At 59.5% G+C, this 22447-nt stretch carries 16 protein-coding genes; 5 read left to right on the top strand and 11 right to left on the bottom strand.

The window, feature by feature from the left end; translation table 11 throughout:
• Positions 1–82: 82 nt before the first annotated feature.
• From T370_RS0116295 to T370_RS0116270, 5 genes are all read right to left on the bottom strand, one after another.
• Positions 83–1051: a transporter gene (locus tag T370_RS0116295; protein WP_005028131.1), complete on the bottom strand. Its 969-nt coding sequence runs from the start codon at positions 1049–1051 to the stop codon at positions 83–85.
• Positions 1052–1226: 175 nt separating this feature from the next.
• Positions 1227–3665, bottom strand: a complete 2439-nt coding sequence (gene gyrA / locus T370_RS0116290) for a DNA gyrase subunit A (RefSeq protein WP_029436340.1) — start codon at positions 3663–3665, stop codon at positions 1227–1229.
• 312 nt (positions 3666–3977) lie between these two features.
• On the bottom strand, positions 3978–6365 hold the full coding sequence (gyrB, locus tag T370_RS0116285; RefSeq protein ID WP_005028133.1) for a DNA topoisomerase (ATP-hydrolyzing) subunit B: 2388 nt from the start codon (positions 6363–6365) through the stop codon (positions 3978–3980).
• 356 nt (positions 6366–6721) lie between these two features.
• The gene (gene dnaN, locus T370_RS0116275; protein ID WP_029436338.1) at positions 6722–7870 is read right to left on the bottom strand and encodes a DNA polymerase III subunit beta; all 1149 of its coding nucleotides are present in this window, start codon (positions 7868–7870) and stop codon (positions 6722–6724) included.
• A gap of 138 nt (positions 7871–8008) precedes the next feature.
• On the bottom strand, positions 8009–9559 hold the full coding sequence (locus tag T370_RS0116270; RefSeq protein WP_005028138.1) for a helix-turn-helix domain-containing protein: 1551 nt from the start codon (positions 9557–9559) through the stop codon (positions 8009–8011).
• Positions 9560–10018: 459 nt separating this feature from the next.
• Here T370_RS0116270 and T370_RS0116260 point away from each other — a divergent pair, with 459 nt between their 5' ends.
• On the top strand, positions 10019–11431 hold the full coding sequence (locus T370_RS0116260) for a M23 family metallopeptidase (protein WP_231377940.1): 1413 nt from the start codon (positions 10019–10021) through the stop codon (positions 11429–11431).
• A 378-nt stretch (positions 11432–11809) separates the two neighbouring features.
• Positions 11810–12907 (top strand): tRNA preQ1(34) S-adenosylmethionine ribosyltransferase-isomerase QueA, encoded by a 1098-nt coding sequence (queA, locus tag T370_RS0116255; protein WP_029436336.1) that lies wholly within the window; start codon positions 11810–11812, stop codon positions 12905–12907.
• A gap of 972 nt (positions 12908–13879) precedes the next feature.
• Here queA and T370_RS0116240 read toward each other — a convergent pair.
• The 5 genes from T370_RS0116240 to T370_RS0116220 form a co-directional block, all read right to left on the bottom strand.
• Positions 13880–14482: an HD domain-containing protein gene (locus tag T370_RS0116240; RefSeq protein WP_005028142.1), complete on the bottom strand. Its 603-nt coding sequence runs from the start codon at positions 14480–14482 to the stop codon at positions 13880–13882.
• Between the two features lie 109 nt (positions 14483–14591).
• Positions 14592–15761, bottom strand: coding sequence for a BaiN/RdsA family NAD(P)/FAD-dependent oxidoreductase (locus T370_RS0116235; RefSeq protein WP_029436335.1), 1170 nt, complete (start codon positions 15759–15761; stop codon positions 14592–14594).
• A complete protein-coding gene (yjgA, locus tag T370_RS0116230; protein ID WP_029436334.1) occupies positions 15758–16294 on the bottom strand; it encodes a ribosome biogenesis factor YjgA in 537 nt (178 codons plus the stop codon). The genes T370_RS0116235 and yjgA overlap by 4 nt, the downstream gene beginning before the upstream one ends.
• A gap of 291 nt (positions 16295–16585) precedes the next feature.
• On the bottom strand, positions 16586–17530 hold the full coding sequence (locus T370_RS0116225; protein WP_005028147.1) for a dihydroorotate dehydrogenase: 945 nt from the start codon (positions 17528–17530) through the stop codon (positions 16586–16588).
• 2 nt (positions 17531–17532) lie between these two features.
• Positions 17533–18348: a dihydroorotate dehydrogenase electron transfer subunit gene (locus tag T370_RS0116220; RefSeq protein WP_005028150.1), complete on the bottom strand. Its 816-nt coding sequence runs from the start codon at positions 18346–18348 to the stop codon at positions 17533–17535.
• 193 nt (positions 18349–18541) lie between these two features.
• Here T370_RS0116220 and argJ point away from each other — a divergent pair, with 193 nt between their 5' ends.
• On the top strand, positions 18542–19726 hold the full coding sequence (gene argJ / locus T370_RS0116215) for a bifunctional glutamate N-acetyltransferase/amino-acid acetyltransferase ArgJ (protein WP_029436333.1): 1185 nt from the start codon (positions 18542–18544) through the stop codon (positions 19724–19726).
• 13 nt (positions 19727–19739) lie between these two features.
• Here the strand turns inward: argJ and T370_RS25175 are convergent, their stop codons facing one another.
• Positions 19740–19958: a hypothetical protein gene (locus T370_RS25175; RefSeq protein WP_156034450.1), complete on the bottom strand. Its 219-nt coding sequence runs from the start codon at positions 19956–19958 to the stop codon at positions 19740–19742.
• Positions 19959–20220: 262 nt separating this feature from the next.
• Between T370_RS25175 and T370_RS0116205 the strand changes: the two genes are divergently transcribed.
• Together T370_RS0116205 and T370_RS0116200 are read left to right on the top strand one after the other, a co-directional pair.
• Positions 20221–21147: an RluA family pseudouridine synthase gene (locus T370_RS0116205; protein ID WP_029436332.1), complete on the top strand. Its 927-nt coding sequence runs from the start codon at positions 20221–20223 to the stop codon at positions 21145–21147.
• Position 21148: 1 nt separating this feature from the next.
• Positions 21149–22048, top strand: coding sequence for a sulfite exporter TauE/SafE family protein (locus T370_RS0116200; RefSeq protein WP_029436331.1), 900 nt, complete (start codon positions 21149–21151; stop codon positions 22046–22048).
• The last annotated feature ends 399 nt before the right edge of the window (positions 22049–22447 follow it).

Below are 22447 nucleotides of genomic sequence, written 5' to 3'. Positions count from 1 at the left end.
GGGGTGGGGTTTGGGGAGGGGAAGGGGAAACTTTCTGAAGAAAGTTTCCCCTTCCCCTCCCCAATCTTCACTTCCCGCTCATTTAAAACACTATCGCCAGTTTCGCTTCAAGCTTCCAACGCTCGCCGAGGGAGGCGGCGGTGGGGTAATCGACGTTCCCGATGCGGGCCACGGCATCATAATTCTGATAGAGGCTGAACTGGGCGCTCACGCCGAGTGAGGCATTGTACTCGGGCAGCTTCAAGGTCACGGACGGCCCGGCAAACCATGTCGTGCTGGCGTCATTGTTGGAACGTCCGTAGCGCCGCGAATCCGTGTTGTATTCAAACTGCGTCTCGACGCCCATGTCCCAGTGTTGGGAGAGCGCATAGACGTAACGCCCGTTCAGGCGGAATACGTCGCTGACGTCTACGCGGGACGTGTGCCCTACCCCGCGATACAAATACATAACCTCGCCTTCGACGAACTGCCGCCCGCCGTCAAAGGCGTGCCCCACGCCGAGGCCCGCCATCGCGCCCCAAGCGCCTGTGCCCACGCCGTCGTCGGACGTGCCGCCCGTGGGCGTCCAGACGCCGAGGTCCCACGCCATGTCGACGGGGGAACCTTCCCGCTGGCTCAAAAACTGCTTGTGCAGGACAAACGTGGTGTCGCCGATGCCGTTCTTGCTGCTGACGCTGTTGGGCGTGAGGGTGCTGTGGGCACGGAAATTGTTCATCACAATGGGCGTGGCGAAACGCACGTCGTAGCCGTCGCCAAGCCCGTAACGCATCTTGAGGACAAACCGATCGTGCAGATTCCGCTGCGTACCCTTATTAAAGGGATACTTGGCCGTGTGCCGGGAACCATTTTTATACCACGTGTGCTTGTCGGCGTGGATGTAGTTGACGATGGTCGCCAGCTTGCCCTTGGGGATTGTGCCGGACGCGGGCCCCATGCTCTCAATAACGACCTGCCCGACGCGCGGGACCGGCTGTTTCGCTTCGTCAGCCAGCGCGGGAACGCCCAGCAACGACAGGCCGAGCAATACCCCGGCGACGCCCAAATACTTCATGCGCCAATCTCCTCTTGTTTTGCAATGAACACACAACGGCGGACAGAGGCCATGCAAAGCGTACTCCGTATGGCCGCAGCATCCTCCAACTTCACAGCAAGAGAGCCCCTTTTTTCGGAATAACCGAAGCAAGGGGCCCTCTTTTCAGGATGTTTCTATACCGTCAGGCATTTTTTTACAAGGCTTCTTCGCCTTCCGCATCCGCGTCGGAGTTGACCGTGTCAAAGCCGACCACGCGGGCGCCGTCGTCCAGCTTCACCAGACGCACGCCGATGGTGGCGCGGCCCACGGAACGGATTTCATCCACGCCCATACGGATGATCTTGTTGGTGGAGGTCAGCAGCACGAGCGCCTCGTCATCAAGCACCGACTTGGCACCGATGACCGGGCCCGTCTTCGGCGTGACCTTGAAGTTGATGATCCCCTTTCCGCCCCGGCTCTGCACGCGGTAGAGATCCACGTTGGTACGTTTGCCGAAGCCGAGCGCGGAGATGGTCATGATCGCCGGGCTGTCTTCCTTGAGCACGAGGCAAGCCACCACCGTATCGCCGTGGCGCAGGGCAATGCCCTTCACACCGGTGGCCCCGCGTCCCATGTTGCGGACGTCACGGCAGCTGAACCGGATGGCGATGCCGTCAGCGGTCGCCAGCACCACGAAATCGTCGTCCGTGATCTCGCGCACCATGATAAGCTCGTCGTCCTCACGCAGGCCCACGGCAATAAGGCCGCCCTTGCGGCTCCGGGCATAGAGCGCGGCGCTGGAGCGCTTCACCATGCCCCGGCGGGTGGCGAAGAGGAACGACTTGTCCTCGGCGAATTCGCGCACGGTCAGGATGGTGTTGACCCACTCGTCCTTTTCCATGGGCACGAGGTTGGCGATATGCACGCCCTTGGCCGTCCGGCTGCCTTCCGGCACCTGATGGACCTTGAGCTGGTGCATACGGCCCTTGTTGGTGAACATCAACAAGAATTGGTGGTTCGTCGTGGTGATGAATTCCTGCACGAAATCGTCTTCGCCGGTGTGCACTCCGGCCACGCCCTTGCCGCCACGGCGCTGCTGCTGGTAGATGCCGAGGCTCGTGCGCTTGATGTAGCCACGGCGCGAAAGGGTGATGACCACGTCGTCGTCGGGCAGCAGGTCTTCGATGTCGATGTTCGAAAGCGCCTCGCGGATAACTTCCGTACGGCGGGGCGTCGAATAGGTCTGCTTGATGTATTCCACTTCATCACGGATGACGCCCCAGAGCACGGAGGCGTCGCCAAGGATGGACTGGTACCACGCGATCTTTGAGAGCAGATCCCGCAGTTCTTCTTCAATCTTGCCGCGCTCAAGCCCGGTCAGGCGCTGCAACCGCATGTCGAGAATGGCCTGCGCCTGCACTTCGGACAGTTCGAAGCGCTGCATGAGACGTTCCTTGGCCTCCGGCGGCGTCGCCGAGGAGCGGATCAGGGAAACAACCTCATCAATATGATCGAGCGCCTTGAGGAGGCCTTCCAAGATATGGGCACGGGCCTCGGCCTTGCGCAGTTCGAACTTGGTACGCCGGACCACCACTTCGCGGCGATGGTCGAGGAAATAGGCCAACGCGGTCTTGAGGTTCAGCAGCACGGGGCGGTTGTCCACCACGGCCAGCATGTTGATGCCGAACGAGGTTTCCAGCGGCGTGTACTTGTACAGCGAGTTGATGACGATCTCGGGCATGGTGCCGCGCTTCAGCTCGATGACCACGCGGATGCCCCGGCGGTCGGACTCGTCGCGCAGGTCGGACACGCCGTCGATCTTGCGGTCGTTGATCAGCGCCGCGATCTTTTCCACAAGGCTCGACTTGTTCAGGCCGAACGGGATCTCCCGGATGATCAGCGACTGGAAGCCCTTCTTGCGGTCCTCGATCTCGACCTTGCCGCGTACCTTCACGGTACCGCGCCCGGTGGTGTAGGCGTCGTACAGCCCCTGCCCCGCGTAGACGTAGCCGCCCGTGGGGAAGTCCGGCCCCTGCACGACGTCCATCAGGTCCTCGACGGAACTTTCCGGAGCGTCGATGAGCATGAGCAGGGCGTCCGACAGCTCGCTCAGATTGTGCGGCGGGATGTTCGTCGCCATGCCGACGGCGATGCCGGACGAACCGTTCAGCAACAAGTTGGGAACCTTCGTGGGCAGGACCACGGGCTCGGCCAGCGTGTTGTCGTAGTTGGGCCGGAAATCGACGGTTTCCTTGTCGATGTCGTTGAGGAATTCGCTCGCCAGACGGGACATGCGGACTTCGGTGTAACGCATGGCCGCCGCGGCGTCGCCGTCGATGGAGCCGAAGTTGCCCTGCCCGTCTTCCAGCGGATCGCGCATGGAGAAGTCCTGCGCCAGGCGGACGAGGGCGTCGTACACGGCGGAGTCGCCGTGCGGGTGGTACTTACCGATGACGTCGCCGACGATGCGCGCGCACTTCTTCGGAGGGCGGTTGTAGCTGTTCGCCAGTTCCTGCTGCGCGAACAGGATGCGCCGGTGTACCGGTTTCAGGCCGTCGCGGACGTCCGGGATGGCTCGCCCGATGATGACGCTGAGCGAGTACTCCAGGTACGATTTGCGCATTTCGTGTTCGATATTCACATTCTGAGACATAGTATCCTCGAAGGCAGCGCCTCCGGCGGCCGGGGGGAATGATTCCCCCCGGACCCCCTCAGGGCGGTGGACGGAACGGCGTAGCCGTTGCGTCCACCGCCCCGAGCGCGTCGGAACAGGCCGTTTCCGGCATCGTTCCGCCACCCAAGTACCTGCTTGTCAAATATGCACGAAGGATGAAACCATCCCCTATCGCCGCCCTTCCCTCGCCCTGAACGTAAAAGTCTTAGGAGGGAGAGAGGAGGGGGTCCGGGGGAGGAGAGAGGGAAGCCCTTCTCCAGAAGGGTTCCCCTCTCTCCTCCCCCGGTTTCACTAAATATCCAAATCCCGCACGGTGAGGGCGTTGCGCTCGATGAACTCGCGGCGCGGCTCGACGCGGTCGCCCATGAGCTGCTCGAACGTATCGCTGGCGGCTTCGGCGTCCTCGACGGTCACGCGCAGCAGGGTACGGTTCTCGGGGTTCATGGTCGTTACCCAGAGCTGTTCGGGGTTCATTTCACCGAGGCCCTTGTAGCGCTGGATATTGAGCCCCTTCCGTGCTTCCTCAAGCGTCAGGGCGTGCAGGTCGAAAATGTCCGACGCCGCGTACTCCTGCTCCTTGTTGCGAAGCATGAAGCTGAGGCCGCCGCACTTCTGCCGGATGGCGTCGAGGGCTTCCCATGAGTTGAGGTACATCTTGGAGATGAAGAACTCGACGGATACCCGCGTGCGGTGGCCGTTGGCGTTCTCGATGAGCGCAAAGACGCGATCGCCGTCTTCGTGCGCTTCCGTCTCCGTCGTCAGCTCGTAGCCCCGCTCCTTGAGGAAATCGTAGCAACGCGTTCCGGAAGTGAGGCAGTCCGGGGTGACGCGGTCCTCCACGTCGACAAGGGCGAGGAAAAGATCCCGGTTGATGCCCGCCAGCTCGGCGTCGCGCACACGGTGGGAAATGTTTTCGATCTGCCCCATGAGGGCCTTGATCTCCTCACCCCGGAAGAGCGTGCCGTTAGGGGCCTCCACTTCCATGTCGTCGCTCACGCGCTGCATCAGGAAGGCGTTCAGCTCGTAATCGTCCTTGATGAACTTCTCCATCCTGCTGTTGTGCGCCCGGTACAGCGGCGGCTGCGCGATGTACAGGTAGCCGCGGTCGATGAGCCCCGCGTAGTTGCGGAAGAAGAAGGTCAGAAGGAGCGTACGGATGTGCGCGCCGTCCACGTCGGCGTCGGTCATGATGACGATCTTGTGGTACCGCAGCTTGTCGTAATCGGTGTCCTCCTCGCCGATGCCCGCGCCCATCGCGGTGATGAGCGCCTTGACTTCCTTATTGGCGAGCATCTTGTCGAAGCGGGTGCGTTCCGTGTTCAGGATCTTGCCGCGCAGGGGCAGAATGGCCTGCGTGTTCGGGTTGCGGCCCTGCTTGGCCGAACCGCCTGCGGAGTCACCTTCCACGATGAACAGTTCGGAATCCGCCGGGTCCTTGCTCTGGCAGTCGGCCAGCTTGCCGGGCAGCGCGTTGTCCGAAAGGGCGCCCTTGCGGCGGACAAGCTCCTTGGCGCGGCGGGCCGCATCGCGGGCGCGGGAGGCGTCCACGGCCTTGTCGATGATCAGGCGGGCGTCTTTGGGGTTCTCCTGAAAATAGGTGTCGAGCTTGCCGTACACCACGCCGCCCACGATGCCCGCGACCTCGCTGTTGCCGAGCTTGGTCTTGGTCTGGCCTTCGAACTGCGGCTGGGGGAGCTTCACGCTGAGCACGGCGGTCAGCCCTTCGCGGACGTCGTCGCCGGAAAGGGCCTGCCCCTTCATCTTCTTGGTCAGATCGGGCTGGCTCTTGATGTAGTTGTTGATGGCGCGGGTCAGCGCGGTCTTGAACCCGGCAAGGTGCGTACCGCCTTCCTTCGTGCGAATGTTGTTCGCGAAGGTATACATGTTTTCCTTGTAGCCCGCGTTGTACTGGATGGCGAACTCCACGGATACGCCGTCGGCCACGCCTTCCCCGTCGACGATGGCGTGGATGCCCACTTCGCCGGAGTTCAGATCCTTCACGAACTGGTGGATGCCGCCCTCGGCATGGAACAGATGGACTTCGCTGGTACGCTCGTCGCGGCACTCGATCTGGAGGCCCTTGTTCAAATACGCCAGCTCCTCAAAACGCTTCTTGAGGGTGTCGTAGGAGAATTCCGTGGTCTCGAAGATGGTTTCGTCGGGCTTGAAGCGGACGGTCGTGCCGTGGCTGTCGGACTCGCCGATGTACTGGAGCTCCTCTTGCGGCACGCCCCGGCTGTACACCTGCTTCCAGCGCTTCCCGTCCCGGCGGACGGTCACCTCAAGGCGCTCGGAAAGCGCGTTGACGCAGGAGACGCCCACGCCGTGCAGGCCGCCCGACACCTTGTAGGCGGAGTTGTCGAACTTGCCGCCCGCGTGGAGCTTGGTCATGACCACCTGAACGGCGGGGACCTTTTCCTTGGGGTGGATGTCCACGGGGATGCCGCGCCCGTTGTCGCGGACCGTGACGCTGTTGTCCATGTGGAGCACAACTTCGATGCGCGTGCAGTAGCCCGCCATCGCTTCGTCGATGGAGTTGTCCACCACTTCGTACACGAGGTGATGCAAACCACGGTAATCCGTGCTGCCGATGTACATGGCCGGGCGTTTCCGCACGGCCTGGAGACCTTCAAGAATAGTGATTGAATCAGCTGTATAAGCGTTCGCGTTGGCTGTCATAGGCTCGTGAATCCATATGTTGGTTGTGGCGCCTCCGGCGGCAAAGGGCTGCCGCAGACGGTCCGCAAACGCGGCCTCCGCGAGGCCACGCCCCTTCGGCCTTTACCCGGGAAAAGCCCCCGGGCCCCTCAGAGGCCGCCTCATGCCGCGTGCCCGGGAAGGTATGCGGCATGAGGCGGCTCCTGAAGATGTCCCTCTTCAAAGCTGAACGTTCCAAAGCGGGGATAAAGGTTGTGACTAGAAAGAAACAATACCATAGACGGAATGAGAGGACCATCCCCCTATTCCAAGCGTTCAGGAAAAGGGGAATTGAGGAGCGCTTCCATCCCGAAGCGCTCCTCCAAGTATAGCACGCTCTAGTTTTCTTCGTAATAGCTTTCTTCGGCGATTTTCATGGGCATGATCAGCACGGTGTAGTCGGGATCTTCCGTGCCGTTGATGCCGCAGGGCCCCTCGGCCCCGGTAAGGGTGAGGGTAAGTTCGCCGGACTGGTAATGCGTGAGAATTTCCATCAGGTTCTTGGTCGGGAACGCGATGCGCCCGATGGAGCCGTTGTAGGAGACTTCAAGGGACTCGTTGGCCGACCCGGTGTCCTGCCCCTGTGCGGAAAGCATGGCCTCGGCGCTGGACAGTTCGAAATACGTACACCGATCGCTCTCCGTGTTGAAGATGCTGATACGATCGAGCGCGTCGAGGCAGTCCTTCCGGCTCAGCTTGAGCAGGGACACGTCGGGGCTCGCCAGACGAGTCATGAACGGCGAGTAATCGGGGTAGGCGTATCCGGCGCGGGGAAGGCTGAGGGTTTCATGCCCGTCGCCCGAACGCACGAAAAGGCGCTTGTCCGTCAGGTTGACTTCGATCTCATCGCCGCCGAGCCACTTCCGGAGTTCGCCGACGTATTTACGCTGGATCAGCACACCGTCTTCGGGAAGGCGGGCGGACAGATCGTCGTGCGTGAAGCGGGTCAGGGCGAACTGATGGCCGTTCAGGCCGCACACTTCGATATGGCCTTCGCCAACGGGCTTGAAGTAGAGGCACGCGATGGCGTCGGAAGATTCGTCGTCGCTCACGCAGAAAAACACGCGGTCGATGATCTCCTGGAAGAAATCGCCGGACCACACCACGGCGCCTTCGCTGGAGAACGGAGCGAGGCTTTGGAACCACGTGGGGTCATTGGCGGGAAGTTTATAGGTACGGCGGCCCTGTTCGAGGATCACCGTCCCCGTGGCGTCGTCAAGCCGGATACGCAATTCGCCGGCGGGAAGACGGCGGACGAGATCCACGAAGTTCCGGCCGTTCACCCCGACGAGGCCGGGTTCCTTCACATCGGCGGGATATGTGCCGGTGAACTCGATGTTCGCATCGGTCGCCATGATGGTCAGGACTTCCCCCTCGGCCTTGATCCAGAGCGAACGCAGATAAGCCGCTCCCGCTCTCGTGGGGATGATGCCCGCCGCTTTCTGAAGGCCTTCGATGATGTTCTCTTTCTTTACTGTAAAAAGCATGTAGAAGATCCTTGTTGTAGATTATTAAGAGACGCGCAATGTGCGTATCCTGATTAACTTCTTGGAATCGCTCTGGTTTTTAGTTACAGCTCGTTCGGCTGGTTAGGAACGGCGGGAACAGCTTCCGTGTTCGTAACCTCAGCCGCGGTGTTCGAGGCACGCTTTTGTCAGCTCTGTCACCATGCTGTGCGCAAGTCGATCACTTTCCTGTAATAATTTGATTTTTTTTACCCCATGCATCACCGTGCTGTGATCCTTTCCGCCGAACATGCGCCCGATGACGGGGTAGGAGTGGCCAAGCAGTTCGCGGCACAAGTACATGGCAAGCTGGCGGGCCTGCACGAGATCCGGGCGGCGCTTCTCACCGAGGATTTCCTTGGCCGGGACGCCGCAGTGCTCACCGACGATACTGACGATGAGCTGAGGGGTCAGCGCGGAGCTGTCGCCGCCCTGCCGCACGATGTTGAGCAGATCCTGTTCGGAAAGATCGCGGCCGAGCAGGGAGCGGTGGGACGCCACCCGGAGGATGACGCCGGAAAGCCGCCGGACATCCGGGCAGTGCTGCGCGATGAGCAGCAGCTGCTCCCTGGACAGGGGCAGGCGGCGGAATTTGGCCTGTTGCTGGGCGTAGCGCAGGCGCACGTCGAGATCCGGCTCGGGGAGTTCCGCCCAGAGGCCGGTTTCGAGGCGCGAAAGCAGCGCCTTGCCGAGGCTCCATTCCTTGGGACGCCCCACGCCCGCCACGATGACGGGTTTGCCCTGATCCATGAAGCGATCCAGCAGGAGGCAGAGCTCCTCGCGCACGGACGGCCCGGCGGGCTGCTCCGGCTCGGCGACAATCTGGGCGCGGAACCGGGACGCCGTGGTGGGCGTCTTGTCGGGAATACGGCTCAGGTGCTGGAAATCATCGATAAGAACGGCTTCTTTGGAGAGCAGTTCCTGCCGGGCGGCGAGGACCGAACGCCCGGCGAACAGCAATTCCAGATCGCTCAGGGAAGCGTAGTAGAGATCGCTCCCGAGCGTGCGGAAGAGTTCGTTGCCAATGGCCCGGAGCAGATGGGTCTTGCCGGTCCCGTGAGGGCCGCAGAGCACCAGCAGGCCCGGGGCTTCGCCGATGTCGTCGAGCGAAGGCGCACGGCCATGCGTGGCCCGGTAGACGGCGCGCCGGGTGATGTCGCGGGCAAGGCTCAAGGCCCATTTGTGCTTCCCGTTGCCGATGAACGTGTCGAAGGTCCATTCTTCCCCAAAAGGCATCGGGTTGGCCACGGCGGGATGGAGGGCGTCCTGCCGGCTTTCGGGAGCGGGCTGGACGAAGGGCACGGGGGGCGACGGAGTGAACTTTCCCGCGCCGTACGTGATGGAAAGCCCTTTCCCCCAGAGTTCCCGGGCCTTTTTTTCGAATAGTTTCTGGAACAGGCTGGAAAAGCGTATGCCGAAGAAGGCGTGGGGGAAACGGACAGCCAGCGTTCCCGCTTCTTGATCCAACAGGATTTCAAGGGGATCAAACCAGCTCTGCAACGCGGTTTCCGAGCACGATTCCAACGCTTCGCCAGCGGCGGACAGGCGATCCTGAAGCTGGGGTTTGGGGTTTTCGGCGTTGGTGAAGCAGGAGAGCAGGGACGGGCGCGCTTGAGGGATCGCTTCGGCTGAAGAAGTGAGGAGGTATTTGCGTAACGTTTCTTTAGACACGGCGTTGCGAAGCTCCACAGGGGCCAGAGCCTGAGTCAGGCTGAAAAAGATGGTGAAAAACGGAGGCGAAAACGCTTTGTTTCCAACGGAGAAAACATATCAGAAAAAAGTACGTTACACAAGCAAAGAGCCCCTGTGGATAAGTTGTTGAACCTTCCCTGAGGAAATGTGGAATTCCCACAGGAAACGGGCCTGGCGTTTCCTGTGCGGGATGCCTTCATCCTGGCTCCCGGGAGAGGAGGGGAAACCGGCACCACCGGAAAACGTTTCAGCGCAGAAGAGAGCGGAGACAGCCCGGAACCTCCCCGTATTGCAGGGCATGTCTCCTGCGGACCCCGGATCTGGACAATAGCGTAACAGGTTGATACAATACAAGATAAGAGTTTTTCTCATACAAAAAATTGAACTGTGCCGTATCCCGGCGTATGCCAATCCACTTCTGACAGCGTGGTTCTTCCCTTGCGAAATACCTTTTCCGCAGGCACCATACTCATCAGTTTTATCTGCCTCTTCCTCGTTGTGGGCGGGATGTATCTCGTCAACAGTCGGCGGGAAGCCTCTCTGCTGATTCCCGAGAGCCAGCCCGTCGCGGTGTCTTCTGTGGCTCAACGCCTTCAAGATCAGGTGACTCCTTCCCTTTTTGCCTTATGGGAAAGGGCAAAGAGCGCTGTTGCCGTGCTTCCTGAGGAGCCTCCCGCTCAGGAGATGCCGGAAGGTGAAGCGGCTATCGTTTCCGAGATGCAGCAGGTTCCGCTGGAGCAGGAACCTCCGTCCGATCCTTCCGTCATCAACGGCGTCATAGCCAAGGGCGACAGCGCCTCAGAACTGCTTTCGCCATATATGTCCGCGAGTTCCGTCCAACAGCTTCTGAATGTGACGCGAAAGCTTCACCCGCTCAACAACCTCCGCACAGGGCAACCCTACACGCTGGTCTGCTCCCCGGACGGCAGGGACATGGAACGCTTCGAATACGAGATCAACGATCGCAAGAAGCTCATTGTCACGAAAACGGATGAAGGGCTTGTCGCCCACGTCGAGCCGATAGTCTATGATTTCAGTCTGGTGCGCGTAAGCGGAACCATCCGTTCCAGTTTGTTCGAGACACTGGCCTCGACCGGTGAATCGCCCATTCTGGCCGTGCGCATCGCGGATATTTTCGGCTCGGAGATCAACTTCATCAAGGACTTGCGCGAAGGTGACAGTTTTTCCCTGTTGATTGAAAAGCGGTTCCGGGAAAACGAGTTTAAGGGCTACGGCAAAGTGCTCGGGGCGACGTTCACCAACCAGGGGAAAACGTACGAAGCCTATAACTTCGCCACGGAAGACGGCGAAGCCTTCTTCAACGCCAAGGGCGAAAGCCTCAAAAAGACCCTCCTGAAGGCTCCGCTGGCGTTCACGCGGATTTCCTCGGGGTATTCCATGAACCGCAAGCATCCGATTTTTAAAACACATAAGCCGCATCAGGGCGTCGATTACGCGGCTCCCACCGGAACCCCGGTCAAGGCCGTCGGCGACGGCACGATCGAAAAGGCCGGGTGGGGGAACGGTTTTGGGAACATGGTCATTCTCAAGCATTCCGGCGGGCTGGAGTCCATGTATTCGCATCTTTCCGGGTTTGCGTCCGGTGCCAAGCGCGGGGCGCGGGTCAGGCAGGGGCAGGTCATCGGCTATGTGGGCGCAACCGGATATGCCACCGGCCCGCATCTGGATTTCCGCCTCAAGCAGAACGGTAAATACGTGAATCCCGCCAAGGTTGTGGCGCCGCGCGGCGGCAGTATCCCCCGCAACCGGATGAATGATTTTAAGAACAGGAAAGCTTTGATCGGAGAATACTTGAGCGGCAAGCGCAGCCTGTCCGACTATAAGCGGTGATGCTGCAAGGGCTTCCCGGCATGTTGAAGGCGAATTGAGATTCGGCGGAAGTCCACCAATGCACAGATTTCTTCTTGGGGATGAGGCTGAGATAAAATTGTTACCACACGGTATAATATTTAGCGAGTCATATTTAGTTCATAAAAGAGAAAATATTTAAAGTAGATAGAAAAGAACTTTTCTGGAAGATGATACAAAAGGGACCGAGAGGTTCCTTTTTTTAGGTCTTCCGCAAGTACGGCTTGGGTGATAAAATGCATCTTTCACTACGCCATGAAAGCCTTTTTGAAGAGTGCCCCGCATCAGGATGCCGCTCAAGGAGCGCGCCCACCACACCTGCCGGATACCGTTTTTTTAAGACAAAATACAGGGATTTCAATGTATTCCATCCAACAGTCCGAAGCCGATTTTCTCCTTTCTTCTTATCGTTATGAATTGCCTCCCGAGCGTATAGCCCAGCATCCCGGTGAACGTGGAGCGTCGCGGCTTCTCGTGCTGGACCGCGATACCGGGAAGCGCATACATTCCCATTTTTCCCATCTGCTCGAATATTTGCCGAAGGGCACGCTGCTCATAGCCAACAATTCCCGGGTGGTCCCCGCGAGGATGATCGGCCAGCGCCCCTCGGGCGGCAAGATGGAGTTTCTGTTGCTTACGCCCATGCCTCTGCTGGAACAGCATGGAGAAGGGGACGGCTGGCATTGCGCGGAGGCCGACGGGCTGATCAAGCCCGCCAAGAATGCCAGGATAGGGGATCATCTTGTTTTTGGCGATGATCTGCGCGTGGAAGTCCTTGCCAAGGGGGAATTCGGGCGGCATCGGGTACGGCTGCACTGGACGGGCGATATCCGCGCGCTTTTCGAATCCCGGGGGCATTTGCCGCTGCCGCCGTATATCAAGCGCGAGGATACGAAGGATGACCGGGGAACGTACCAGACCGTTTATGCCCGGGACGACAAGGCCGGTTCCGTGGCCGCGCCTACGGCGGGCCTGCATTTCACCCCGGAATTACGCGCGCAAATGGCTTCTGAGGGCGTCGAATGGGCAGAAGTGACCCTTCATGTCGGATACGGCACGTTCAGCCCCGTACGCTGCGAGGATATCCGCGAGCACGTCATGCATGAGGAGTTCGTGGAAGTGCCGCAAGCCACGGTGGACGCCATTGGAAAGGCAAAGGCCGAAGGACGGCCCGTCATAGCCGTAGGCACCACTTCCGCCCGGACACTCGAAGGCGTGGCTGGCGCGCATGGAGGTGAGCTAACGGCGCATCAAGGTTGGATCAACTGTTTTATCTGGCCTGGATACAGGTTTCATGTCCTTGATGGCCTGATCACCAACTTCCATCTGCCTGAATCCACGCTGCTGATGCTCGTCTCGGCGCTGACGGGCCGGGAACGGATGCTTGAGACGTATACCGAGGCCGTGAAAATGGAGTATCGCTTTTTCTCCTACGGCGACGCCATGCTCATCCGCTGAATTTGCCAAAATGTTTCCCTGAGTTATCTTTTGGAAGACCAGCAACCTGTCACAAGGGAGGCCCGTATGTGGGAAGCGCTTTTTTTGATACTGGCTATCGCCGCGGCGCTGGTGGTGCTGCGGCTGGCAAAGAAGGCGGGGTTGGATATCATGCCCTGCGGCTGAGGCGTCCGGGCGGTTCCCCGTGCGGAAACCGAGAAGAAGGATGATAACCATCTCATCGTCAAGTAGGCGTCATGGTAGAGGCTATAATTCTTATCGTCGTGCTGGCCGTTACTGTGGGGATTCTGTGGCTTGCCAAGCGGCACGGCATTGTAATGCGTCCTGAGGCAGACGGACTTGAAGCCCTTCCCAAGGAGCTTCACGAAGCAGAACTACGCAATAAAAACGATGGAAAAAGACTGTAATTTTTAATAGTTATTCAAGTTAAGAACAAAATATAAACAATATTATGCACAAAGCTAAAAGCCCTCCCTTTGCAGAAAAAGGGAGGGCTTTTTTTGAGGGGACTATTGTATCAATGAGTAGTCTTTTTTATGAAACTGTAAAAAAAATATTATTTATTTTACGTAATTATTGTAGTTATGAACAGAATATGCTCAGGATTATGAACAAAAAGTGAGCAGGGCCTTTCATCAAAATACTGGATGCCTCATGAAACTATAAAATTTATTATGTTATTTCAGTATGATTAATATGTTATACACAGAAAAGAAACAGAGTTACGAACAGAAGCCAGAGTGGCATTTTCTCTGGGAGGGGTGTTTTTCGGAAATGCCGGAAGAATGCAACAATATAATATATAATTATATCATATTATTTAAATGTATTACCTATTTTACGAACAGTATATGAACAATATTATGCACATTAGTGGAGAGAAGGAACAATATGGCGTATCCCACCGTAATAAAAAAAGCCTCCATACGGAGGCCTTTTTATTTCATGAAAGACAGTGGAAAATCGGGATGGTCAGCTCTTCCTTTCCCACCAGTTACGATCGGGGCCGAGATACCACCAATCCGTATGATCGGTTTTGAGGATGGTCTGAGCCAGTTCTTTGGCGATATCCGTGCGCAACCGCTCTACGGCGCTTTCGAGCCATTTGTCGGCGTAACGGTTCCCGAGATCGCTTTCGCGTTTCAGATTGAGGATCAGATCAAGCTGGTCAGCATCATGGGCAAGCAGCGATTCGGGCGTGGTCCGGCACGCATGTTCGTCCCATATGGACATGATGTCTTCTTCCAGCCCTGTGCCTTCCACCGCGTCTTCCAGCGCGTCGCGCTCGCGTGAAGTATCGTAGAGGCGGTTTACGTAATTGAAGTCCCCTGTACGGGCTTCCGGCAGGTCATGGAAGAGGCAAAGCATGACCGTGCGGGCCGCGTCCGCTCCCGTCTTTTTTGCCAATACGTAGCCGATGACGGCCGTCCGGTGCGAATGTTCGGCCACGGTTTCTTGGCCGGACCCAAGAAACTTGTAACCACTCCGAGGCGTATGGCGGAGCATCCCCACCTCGTTGAGAAAATCCGTGAGCCGCTGCATGGCGTCCCGTTGTTTGAGCTGTTCTGCTGACATGAAGCAACACTCTGATTGAGATCCGAATGGTGGAAAATATTCGGAATAAAGGTCTACAGGAATACACTCTGGGAGAGAAAAAGGGAGGAAATGAACTGTTCGGTTCAGCTTATTTCTTCCAGCTTTCCCCAACGGCCTTACCGGACGCCCATGCCCAGTGCAGATTGTAACCACCTAGTAACCCTGTGACGTCGAGTACCTCTCCGGCGAAGTATAGGCCGGGTTGTTTGCGGCTTTCAAGCGTGCGTGGGTTTACGTCACTCGTATCCACCCCCCCGGCTGCGGCTTCAGCGTGTCCCATACCTTCCGAGCGGCTTGGTGTTACCATATGGTCATGTATTGCTAGCGCAAGGTATTCCCTGTCTTTTTTGGCAAGCTGAGCGACTTTTCTTGAAGCCAGCGATCCCGGTATGAGCCGTTCGGCCAGGCGGGTGGGGAGCACCTTTTTGAACAGCCCCAAAACCGTACTCTTGCCGTGCTCGGAGTGGTGCATAAGCTCCAAGGCGGGATGGTCGGGCAGAAAGTCGATATGCAGCGCTTCGCCCTGCCGCCAGAAGCAGGATGCCTGAAGGATGGCGGGGCCGCTGAGCCCTTTGTGGGTGAACAGGAGCGGGTAGCGGAAAGTGCGCCCGCCCACGGATACGGCGGCAGGCAGGCTGACGCCTGCGAGGCCGTGCAGAGGCCAGGACTCGGGGAGCAGCAGAGGAGCCAGCACCGGGCGTACGGGGACGACCTTATGGCCCCATTGGCGGGCCAAGCGCATCCCCCCATCCGTTGCCCCGCAAGCGGGCCACGCGGGGCTCCCTGTTGCGATGACAAGGCGCGGGGCCTGTAGGGTGCCTCCGGACGTTTCCACAGAGAACAGGCCGCCCTCGTGCCGGATTTCGCCGAACGTACGGTTAAACAGCAATTCCGCCCCTGCATTGCGGCAGGCGGCTGCCATCGATTCCACAAGCCGGGCCGCCTGTACCGTGCAGAAAATCTGACCGTACTCTCGCTCTTCCCATTCGATGCCGAATGACGCCAACATGCTCAGGACAAAGTCCGTCGAACAGCGTTTAAGCAGGGTGTCAGGGAAGCCTTTCTGCGTGCCTACATACCACTCCGGAGATATATACCGATTGGTAACGTTCCCCTTGCCTCCTCCGGCAAGGCGCACTTTGCGCCCCGCAACCGGGCTATGGTCGATGACGGCGCAAGAAAAGCCCCGGCGCCCGGCGGTCATGGCGCACATGAGCCCGGCGGCCCCGGCTCCGAGAATGATGGCGTCACGGATCATTGTTCGGCCGGGAGGCTTTTGAGCTTGCGGAACAATGCCCGATAGGCGTGCGGAGGACGGCTGTGTTCGCGTTCGTTGCGGGCCTTTGCCGTGAGATCGCGGATTTCGGTGGCGTCTTCGGCTGAGAAGGCGGCAAGCAGTGTATCCATTTCCGCATCGGTGGCGTTCATGAGGTCGTCCCGCAGTTTCTCGGAACGCTTGAAGCTGGCGGTTTCGCCCGTGTGCCCAAGCTTGATGGCGTCCAGCGCGTCACGCACGGCCTGCGGATCCGCCTCTTCGCGCATCAGGCGCCCGATGTACTGCATTTGTCTGCGGCGGCCTTCATGTGAGCTGAGGCGCTGCCATTCGAGGACGGCTTCGCGGATGTTGGGAGTGAGCGGCATCTTGGTGAGCACGGATGAGCCGAGGGTGGTGAGTTCTTCACCCATACGCTGGAGTGCTGTGCTGTCGCGTTTCTTCTGTGAGCGGCTGGGGCGGTCATCCTCAAATTCGGAATCTTTTGTGTCCCACTGGTAACGTTTTTTCGGCGGCATAGTGTGTCGGTGAGGTTGAAAGTTGCGGAGGAATGCGCTTTTTGGAAAAAGCGTCTCCTCCCTGGTCCCCACCCTTAAAAACGCTGACAAGTGGGGAGGATACGCAAAGAAATTTTTGTTGGGCACATAACGTGACTATATAGTCACGTTTGACGGGGAAAACCTCTGATAGAAAAAGGGGCTGCCCCAAAAGGCGAAAGCTTTTGAATGGGGGAGAGGGTATGGGAGGGGCGGGAAAAGCCTTTCTTCAGAAAGGTTCCCCCGCCCCTCCCAACTTAACCAGTCAATGAATTACAGTTGCAGGGTGCCGCGGAACTCGGCGAGGTTTTTGATACCAAGTTGCTGGCACAGATGGGGAAGTTCTTCGGCGATCCGGAAGGCGGCGTCGGGGCGGACGAAGTTCATGGTCCCGATTTCCACCGCGTGCGCACCGACGAGGATAAATTCCAGAACGTCCTGCGCACAGGTGATGCCGCCGATGCCGATGACCGGGATCTTGACCGCATTGCAGACCTGCCAGACGCAGCGCAGGGCCACGGGCTTCACGGCGGGGCCGGAGAGCCCCCCCACCACATTGGCGAGCAGCGGCTTGCGGGTCTTCACATCGACGCCCATGCCGGTGATGGTGTTGATGCAGGAGATAGCATCGGCTCCGGCTTGCTCGGCGGCCTTGGCGATGGCGGTGATGTCCGTCACGTTGGGCGACAGCTTCACGATGACGGGCAGGTTCCCCGCGTGTTTCTTGACCGCTTGGGTCACTTCGGCGGCGAGGGCCGGATCCTGTCCGAACAGCACACCCCCGTTCTTCACGTTGGGGCAGGAGATGTTCACTTCCAGACCGGCTATGCCCTCCTCGGCGGCGAGGATGCCCGCCAGTTCCGCGAATTCAGCCGGCGAGGTGGCGTAGAGGTTGGCGATGACCGGCGTTTCATGCCACGGCAGGCGGGGCAGTTTGTTCTTGAGGAAGGATTCCACGCCGTCATTCTGCAAACCCACGGCATTGAGCATACCGCAGGGGGTTTCCGCCACGCGGGGCAGCGGATTGCCGGGACGCGGCTTGAGGGAAAGCCCTTTCACCACGATGCCGCCGAGATGCGTGAGATCGCCGTAATTGGCGAACTCGACGCCGTATCCGAACGTGCCCGAGGCCGTCAGGATGGGGTTCTTGAAGACGAGCGGTTTCGTGTTCCCGGAAGGCTTATGGGAGGAAGAAAGTCGTACGGTGAAGCGATCCATGACTAAGCCTCCAGGGTGATCTGATCGGCCCAGAACACGGGACCATGGGTGCATGTCTGCACGGGCGTTCCGGCCTTTTCTTCGACGGGCCACTTTTCCGTCGTCTTGGTGACGCAGCCGAGGCAAGCGCCTACGCCGCAAGCCATGCGGCTTTCCAGAGAAAGCTGGCAGCGCGCCTTGGCCGCCAGAGCGAATCCCTGCACCGCCTTGAGGAACGGGGCCGGGCCACAGGCGAGCACGAGGCCGTTGCGTTCGGCATAGGCTTCGATGCGCGAGCGGACATGGTTGAGGAACCATTCAAGGTCTTCGCTGGTGTTCTCGTGGAAGGATTCCACGTCGATGCGCTCCCCGAGGCTTTCCACGGGATAGCAGTCTTCGGGCAAGCGGTGGCCGAAGACCATCGAAAGGACGCCCGGCGTGGGGTGGCGTTCCGCATACCCGACGAAAGGCGCGATGCCGATGCCGCCCGCGAGGAGCAGCGTCGGGGTCCCGCCTTCCACGGCGAAGCGATTGCCGAGGGGCCCCCAGAGGTGCACCTTGTCGCCGCGCCGGAGTTTGGCCATTTTTTCGGTGCCTCTGCCGGCCACCTGGAAAAAGATGACGAGCTCGTTGGTGCTCACCCGGCAGATGGAGAACGGACGGGCCCAGGGCATATCGAGCGCCCAGCCCTGAGGACGGAGCATGACGAATTGTCCCGGCGCCCAACTCTTCCAATCGGGCCGTTCGAGGCGCAGGGCAAAAAAACGTCCCTGCGATCCGGTGAGCCCGAAGGGAACATTATCAATAACCGCCAGGTCGTAAAACGCGGACTGACTCATGTGCGAACTTCCTGTCTGATACAAGTGCTTTGGAGTTTTGTAGTGTGTATGCCCCCCTACGGTCAAGGGGCTAGAGAAGTCTTTTGTAATTCCCTTGAATTTCGCCGGGATGGATGCTCCGGTTTTGTTTGATTGTGGGATGCAAGCGTGGCATACTTTTGTTTTATACCTATCTGTTTGTGAGGATTGCAACATGTCCACCGCTCCCAAAGGCTTTCGTTTCGCCACCGCGTGTGCCGGATTCCGTAAGGAAGGCCGCGCGGATCTTGCCCTTCTCGTCAGCGATGTCCCCGCCGTCGCCGCAGGGACGTTTACGCAGAACCGTTTTCCGGCGGCACCCGTCCTCGTCGCCAAGGCCATGCTCGCCGAGCGTCCCGCCGCTCGTGCCGTCGTGATCAATTCCGGCCAGGCCAACGCCTGCACCGGTGATGAAGGTATGCGAAACTGCCGCACGACCCAGGAGCTGGTGGCCGGCGCCCTCGGCCTTGAGGCGTCGGATATCCTGCCCGCGTCCACGGGCGTTATCGGCGCGCAGCTCAAGATGGATCTTTGGGAGAAGGCCGCCCCCGCCCTCGCCGCCAACCTCGGCAAGGCGACCCCGGAGGATTTTGCCAGGGCGATCATGACCACGGATGCTTTCCACAAGATTTCGCACCGCGAAGTCTCCCTTCCCGGCGGCGTGGTGAAGCTTGTGGGCATGGCCAAGGGCGCTGGCATGATCTGCCCCAACATGGCGACCATGCTGTCCGTCGTGCTGTGTGACGTGCAGGTGGAAGCCTCCGTCTGGCAAAAAATGTTGCGCGACGCCGTGGAGCTGACCTTCAACCGCGTGACCGTGGACGGGGACACCTCCACGAACGACACGCTGTATGGCCTTGCCAACGGCGCATCCGGCGTGTCCGCGTCCGGCGAGGAATCGATCAAGGCGCTGTCGGCCGCCCTGACTTCCGTGCTCGGGGATCTGGCCTATATGCTGGTAAAGGACGGCGAGGGCGCGTCCAAGGTCGCCCGTATCCATGTGGCCGGGGCGGCATCCGATGCCGACGCCGAGCGCGTGGCCCGGACGGTGGGGCACTCGCAGCTGGTGAAGACGGCCCTGTACGGGCGCGACGCCAACTGGGGGCGCATCGTCGCCGCCGTGGGCCGCAGCGGGGCGGACTTCAACCCCGACGATGTAGTGGTGACCCTGTGCGGCGTGGAGTTGTTCCGCAAGGGGCAGCCCACCGATCTGGATTTCGACGCCCTGCTCGAAGAGCCCCTCAAGCAGCGCGATCTGCCCATCGACATCGTGCTGGGTTCCGGTTCCGGCAGCTATACGCTGCTCGCTTCCGACCTCGGGCATGAGTATGTGAACGTCAACGCCGATTACCGCAGTTAGAGCGGATGCTCTTTCAGATGATGTGAAGCCGTTTTGGGGAGGGAAAATTTTTTTCAGAGAAGTTTTCCCTCCCAAAAAATTCCGCCAGAGCGGAGCCCCTCCCTTTCCAAATATTTTTGTGGCTATCCGGTCCCTGCTCACAATCTTTTTCGGCACGGATTGCCTCTGGAATAAAACGCGCTTCAAAATGGAAATGGACAAGAGAGGGAACAGGGGGAATACTCCTTTTCACGGAAAGGCCTCCTTCTCGTCAAGGAGGCCCTCATCCTCCAAAGCGTTTGTAAGCGGGCATCGGATCGGTTTCGATCGTGAGCCCGAGCCGATCGGATGCCTTGCCCAATCTCCCGCCCGTCAGAAGCGTTGCGGGCGGGAGATTCCGGTTTGCGCGCCGCATGAAAATCCGCCCTCAGCCTTTCCTGAGCGGGCACGGCGACACGAAGGACATGAAGCTCCCCCTCCGCAGGGGGAGAGGCCGTATTTTTCAAAGGAATGCCATGCCTGAACCATTGCAAGTGACGGCGGCGGAAGCCGGGCAAAAGCTGTTGCAGTTCCTGTCCCGGCGTTTCGAAGAGCCGCAGAGCGTCCTGCACCGCTGGATCCGTACCGGGCAGGTCCGGATCAACGGCGGGCGGGCCAAACCGTTCGACCGGGTGGAACTGAACGATGAAATCCGGGTTCCGCCCTTTGCCGGGGCCGGAACGAAAGCGGAACGCGTCCCCGTGTCGTCGGGCGGCAAGGAATTGCCCCCCATCGTTGCGGAGACGGCTGACGTCATCGTGTTCTGCAAGCCGTCCGGCCTGCCCGTACATCCGGGCACGGGACACACGGACAGCCTGACTACACGGCTTGAAGCGGCGTTTGCCGGATCGCCTTTTATCCCCGCTCCGGTACACCGCTTGGATAGGGATACCTCCGGCCTGTTGCTCGTCGGCAAGACGTATGCCGCCGTACGCCGCCTTTCGGATGCGCTGGCGGCTCATGATGGGAGCGTCGCCAAGGACTACCTTGCGTGGGTGCAGGGCGAATGCCCGTGGAGCCGCCCGAAACGCCTTGAGGATCATCTGGCAAAACGCACAGTCGGCGCACAGGGCCGCGAAAAGGTCGTTGCCGGGAAATCCCGCACGGGTGGGCCCGACGAGAAGCCCGCGAGCCTGACGGTCCGCTGCCTGACCGTGTGCGAAGGCCGGAGCCTTGTCCTTATCCGCCTGCACACGGGGCGGACGCATCAGATCCGCGTACAGCTTTCGGAGCGGGGTTTTCCGCTCGTGGGGGATGTGAAGTACGGAGGCCCGCGCTGCGGGGATGGGCTCAAGCTCCATGCCGTGCGGCTGCGGGTGGGAGAGGAAACCTATACGGCCTTGCCGCCGTGGGCCGGTCCGTGGCGCGTTGCGCACCTGCCGCCCGAATGGGAGGATGTCTGAGATGTATTTCCCCACTGCGGAAATCGAAGTTTCGCCGTTCGTACCGCCGCTGGTCGCGTTCGCCGTTTCCTTCTTCACGTCGATGGGCGGGATTTCCGGCGCGTTCCTGCTGTTGCCTTTTCAGATGACCTTTCTGGGCTACACCAATACCTCGGTCAGCGCGACGAACCAGCTCTACAACGTGTTCTCCAATCCGGGCGGCGTGTTCCGCTATTACCGCGAAAAACGGATGCTCTGGCCTCTGTCGTGGATCGTCATGGCCGGGGCCGTGCCGGGGGTCGTCATCGGAGGCCTTGTCCGCATCAACTGGCTGGCGGATGTCCGGCCTTTCAAACTGTTCGTGGCGCTCGTGCTGCTCGGCATCGGCCTGGAGATGATCCGCGACCTGCTCGGCTGGATGCGTTTCAAGCCCGCCCCAAAATACGAACAATCTCCTCCCAAGCCCTATGTCGAGGTCGTGGAGCGGAACCTGTCCCGCGTATCCTACACGTTTGACGGGTATCTCTATTCCTTTTCCGTGCCGATCCTCTTATTCTATTCCATTGCGGTCGGTCTTGTCGGCGGCATCTACGGCATCGGCGGCGGGGCGATCATCGCGCCGTTCCTCGTTTCCGTCTTCCATCTGCCCATCTACACGGTGGCGGGGGCGACGCTGGCGGCGACCTTCGTCAACGCGCTGGCCGGCGTTCTCTTCTACATAGCCATTTCGCCCCTCTATCCCGACCTGAGCATCGCCCCCGACTGGGGCATGGCCCTGCTTCTCAGCCTCGGCGGGTTGCTCGGCATGTATTTCGGCGCGAAATTCCAGAAGTGCATCTCGCCCGTGCTTCTCAAGTGGATGCTCGTTGTGATCCTTTTTGGGACCGTCATTGCGTATTTTGTGGAATTTGTGAGGGGGTAAGGAAGAGAATATTGGGGAGGGGAGAGGGGCCCTTTTTGAAAAAAGGGCCCCTCTCCCCTCCCCAAACCCCTCCTCTCTCCCTCCAAAAATTTTCGACTGGTGGGGAGGCCGCGCGGAGGGAGTCCCTGTCGGATGAAAGGATAACGCCAGAAATGTATTTTAGTCCTGTGTTTTTCTTGAGCAGAGGACGAAAACGAAAAGCCCGGAACATGATCCGGGCTTTTCGTTTTCAGAAAAACCGTCAACAGGGATTCGATAAGGTCAAAAGTCTTTGGGGAGGGTGGGGGAGGTTTGGAGGGGGCGGCCTGAACCCCTCTCGATCTCCCATAAAAGAAAAACCTCCCCTCATATCAAGGAAGGCTCTCTTTCACGGTACAACCGGGAACAGGGATTCGATAA

This window comes from Bilophila wadsworthia ATCC 49260, from assembly GCF_000701705.1.
Lineage (GTDB): Bacteria > Desulfobacterota > Desulfovibrionia > Desulfovibrionales > Desulfovibrionaceae > Bilophila > Bilophila wadsworthia.
Note: the sequence above shows the minus strand (reverse complement) of the source record. Positions and strands in the feature narration are given on the sequence as shown.

Coding starts and splice junctions, on each gene's coding strand:
- queA (WP_029436336.1), top strand. CDS start 11,810: ATGTATTCCATCCAACAGTCCGAAGCCGATTTTCTCCTTTCTTCTTAT.
- gyrA (WP_029436340.1), bottom strand. CDS start 3,665: ATGTCTCAGAATGTGAATATCGAACACGAAATGCGCAAATCGTACCTG.
- T370_RS0116205 (WP_029436332.1), top strand. CDS start 20,221: ATGCCTGAACCATTGCAAGTGACGGCGGCGGAAGCCGGGCAAAAGCTG.
- T370_RS0116200 (WP_029436331.1), top strand. CDS start 21,149: ATGTATTTCCCCACTGCGGAAATCGAAGTTTCGCCGTTCGTACCGCCG.
- gyrB (WP_005028133.1), bottom strand. CDS start 6,365: ATGACAGCCAACGCGAACGCTTATACAGCTGATTCAATCACTATTCTT.
- T370_RS0116240 (WP_005028142.1), bottom strand. CDS start 14,482: ATGTCAGCAGAACAGCTCAAACAACGGGACGCCATGCAGCGGCTCACG.
- T370_RS0116295 (WP_005028131.1), bottom strand. CDS start 1,051: ATGAAGTATTTGGGCGTCGCCGGGGTATTGCTCGGCCTGTCGTTGCTG.
- dnaN (WP_029436338.1), bottom strand. CDS start 7,870: ATGCTTTTTACAGTAAAGAAAGAGAACATCATCGAAGGCCTTCAGAAA.
- T370_RS0116225 (WP_005028147.1), bottom strand. CDS start 17,530: ATGGATCGCTTCACCGTACGACTTTCTTCCTCCCATAAGCCTTCCGGG.
- argJ (WP_029436333.1), top strand. CDS start 18,542: ATGTCCACCGCTCCCAAAGGCTTTCGTTTCGCCACCGCGTGTGCCGGA.
- T370_RS0116220 (WP_005028150.1), bottom strand. CDS start 18,348: ATGAGTCAGTCCGCGTTTTACGACCTGGCGGTTATTGATAATGTTCCC.
- T370_RS0116235 (WP_029436335.1), bottom strand. CDS start 15,761: ATGATCCGTGACGCCATCATTCTCGGAGCCGGGGCCGCCGGGCTCATG.
- yjgA (WP_029436334.1), bottom strand. CDS start 16,294: ATGCCGCCGAAAAAACGTTACCAGTGGGACACAAAAGATTCCGAATTT.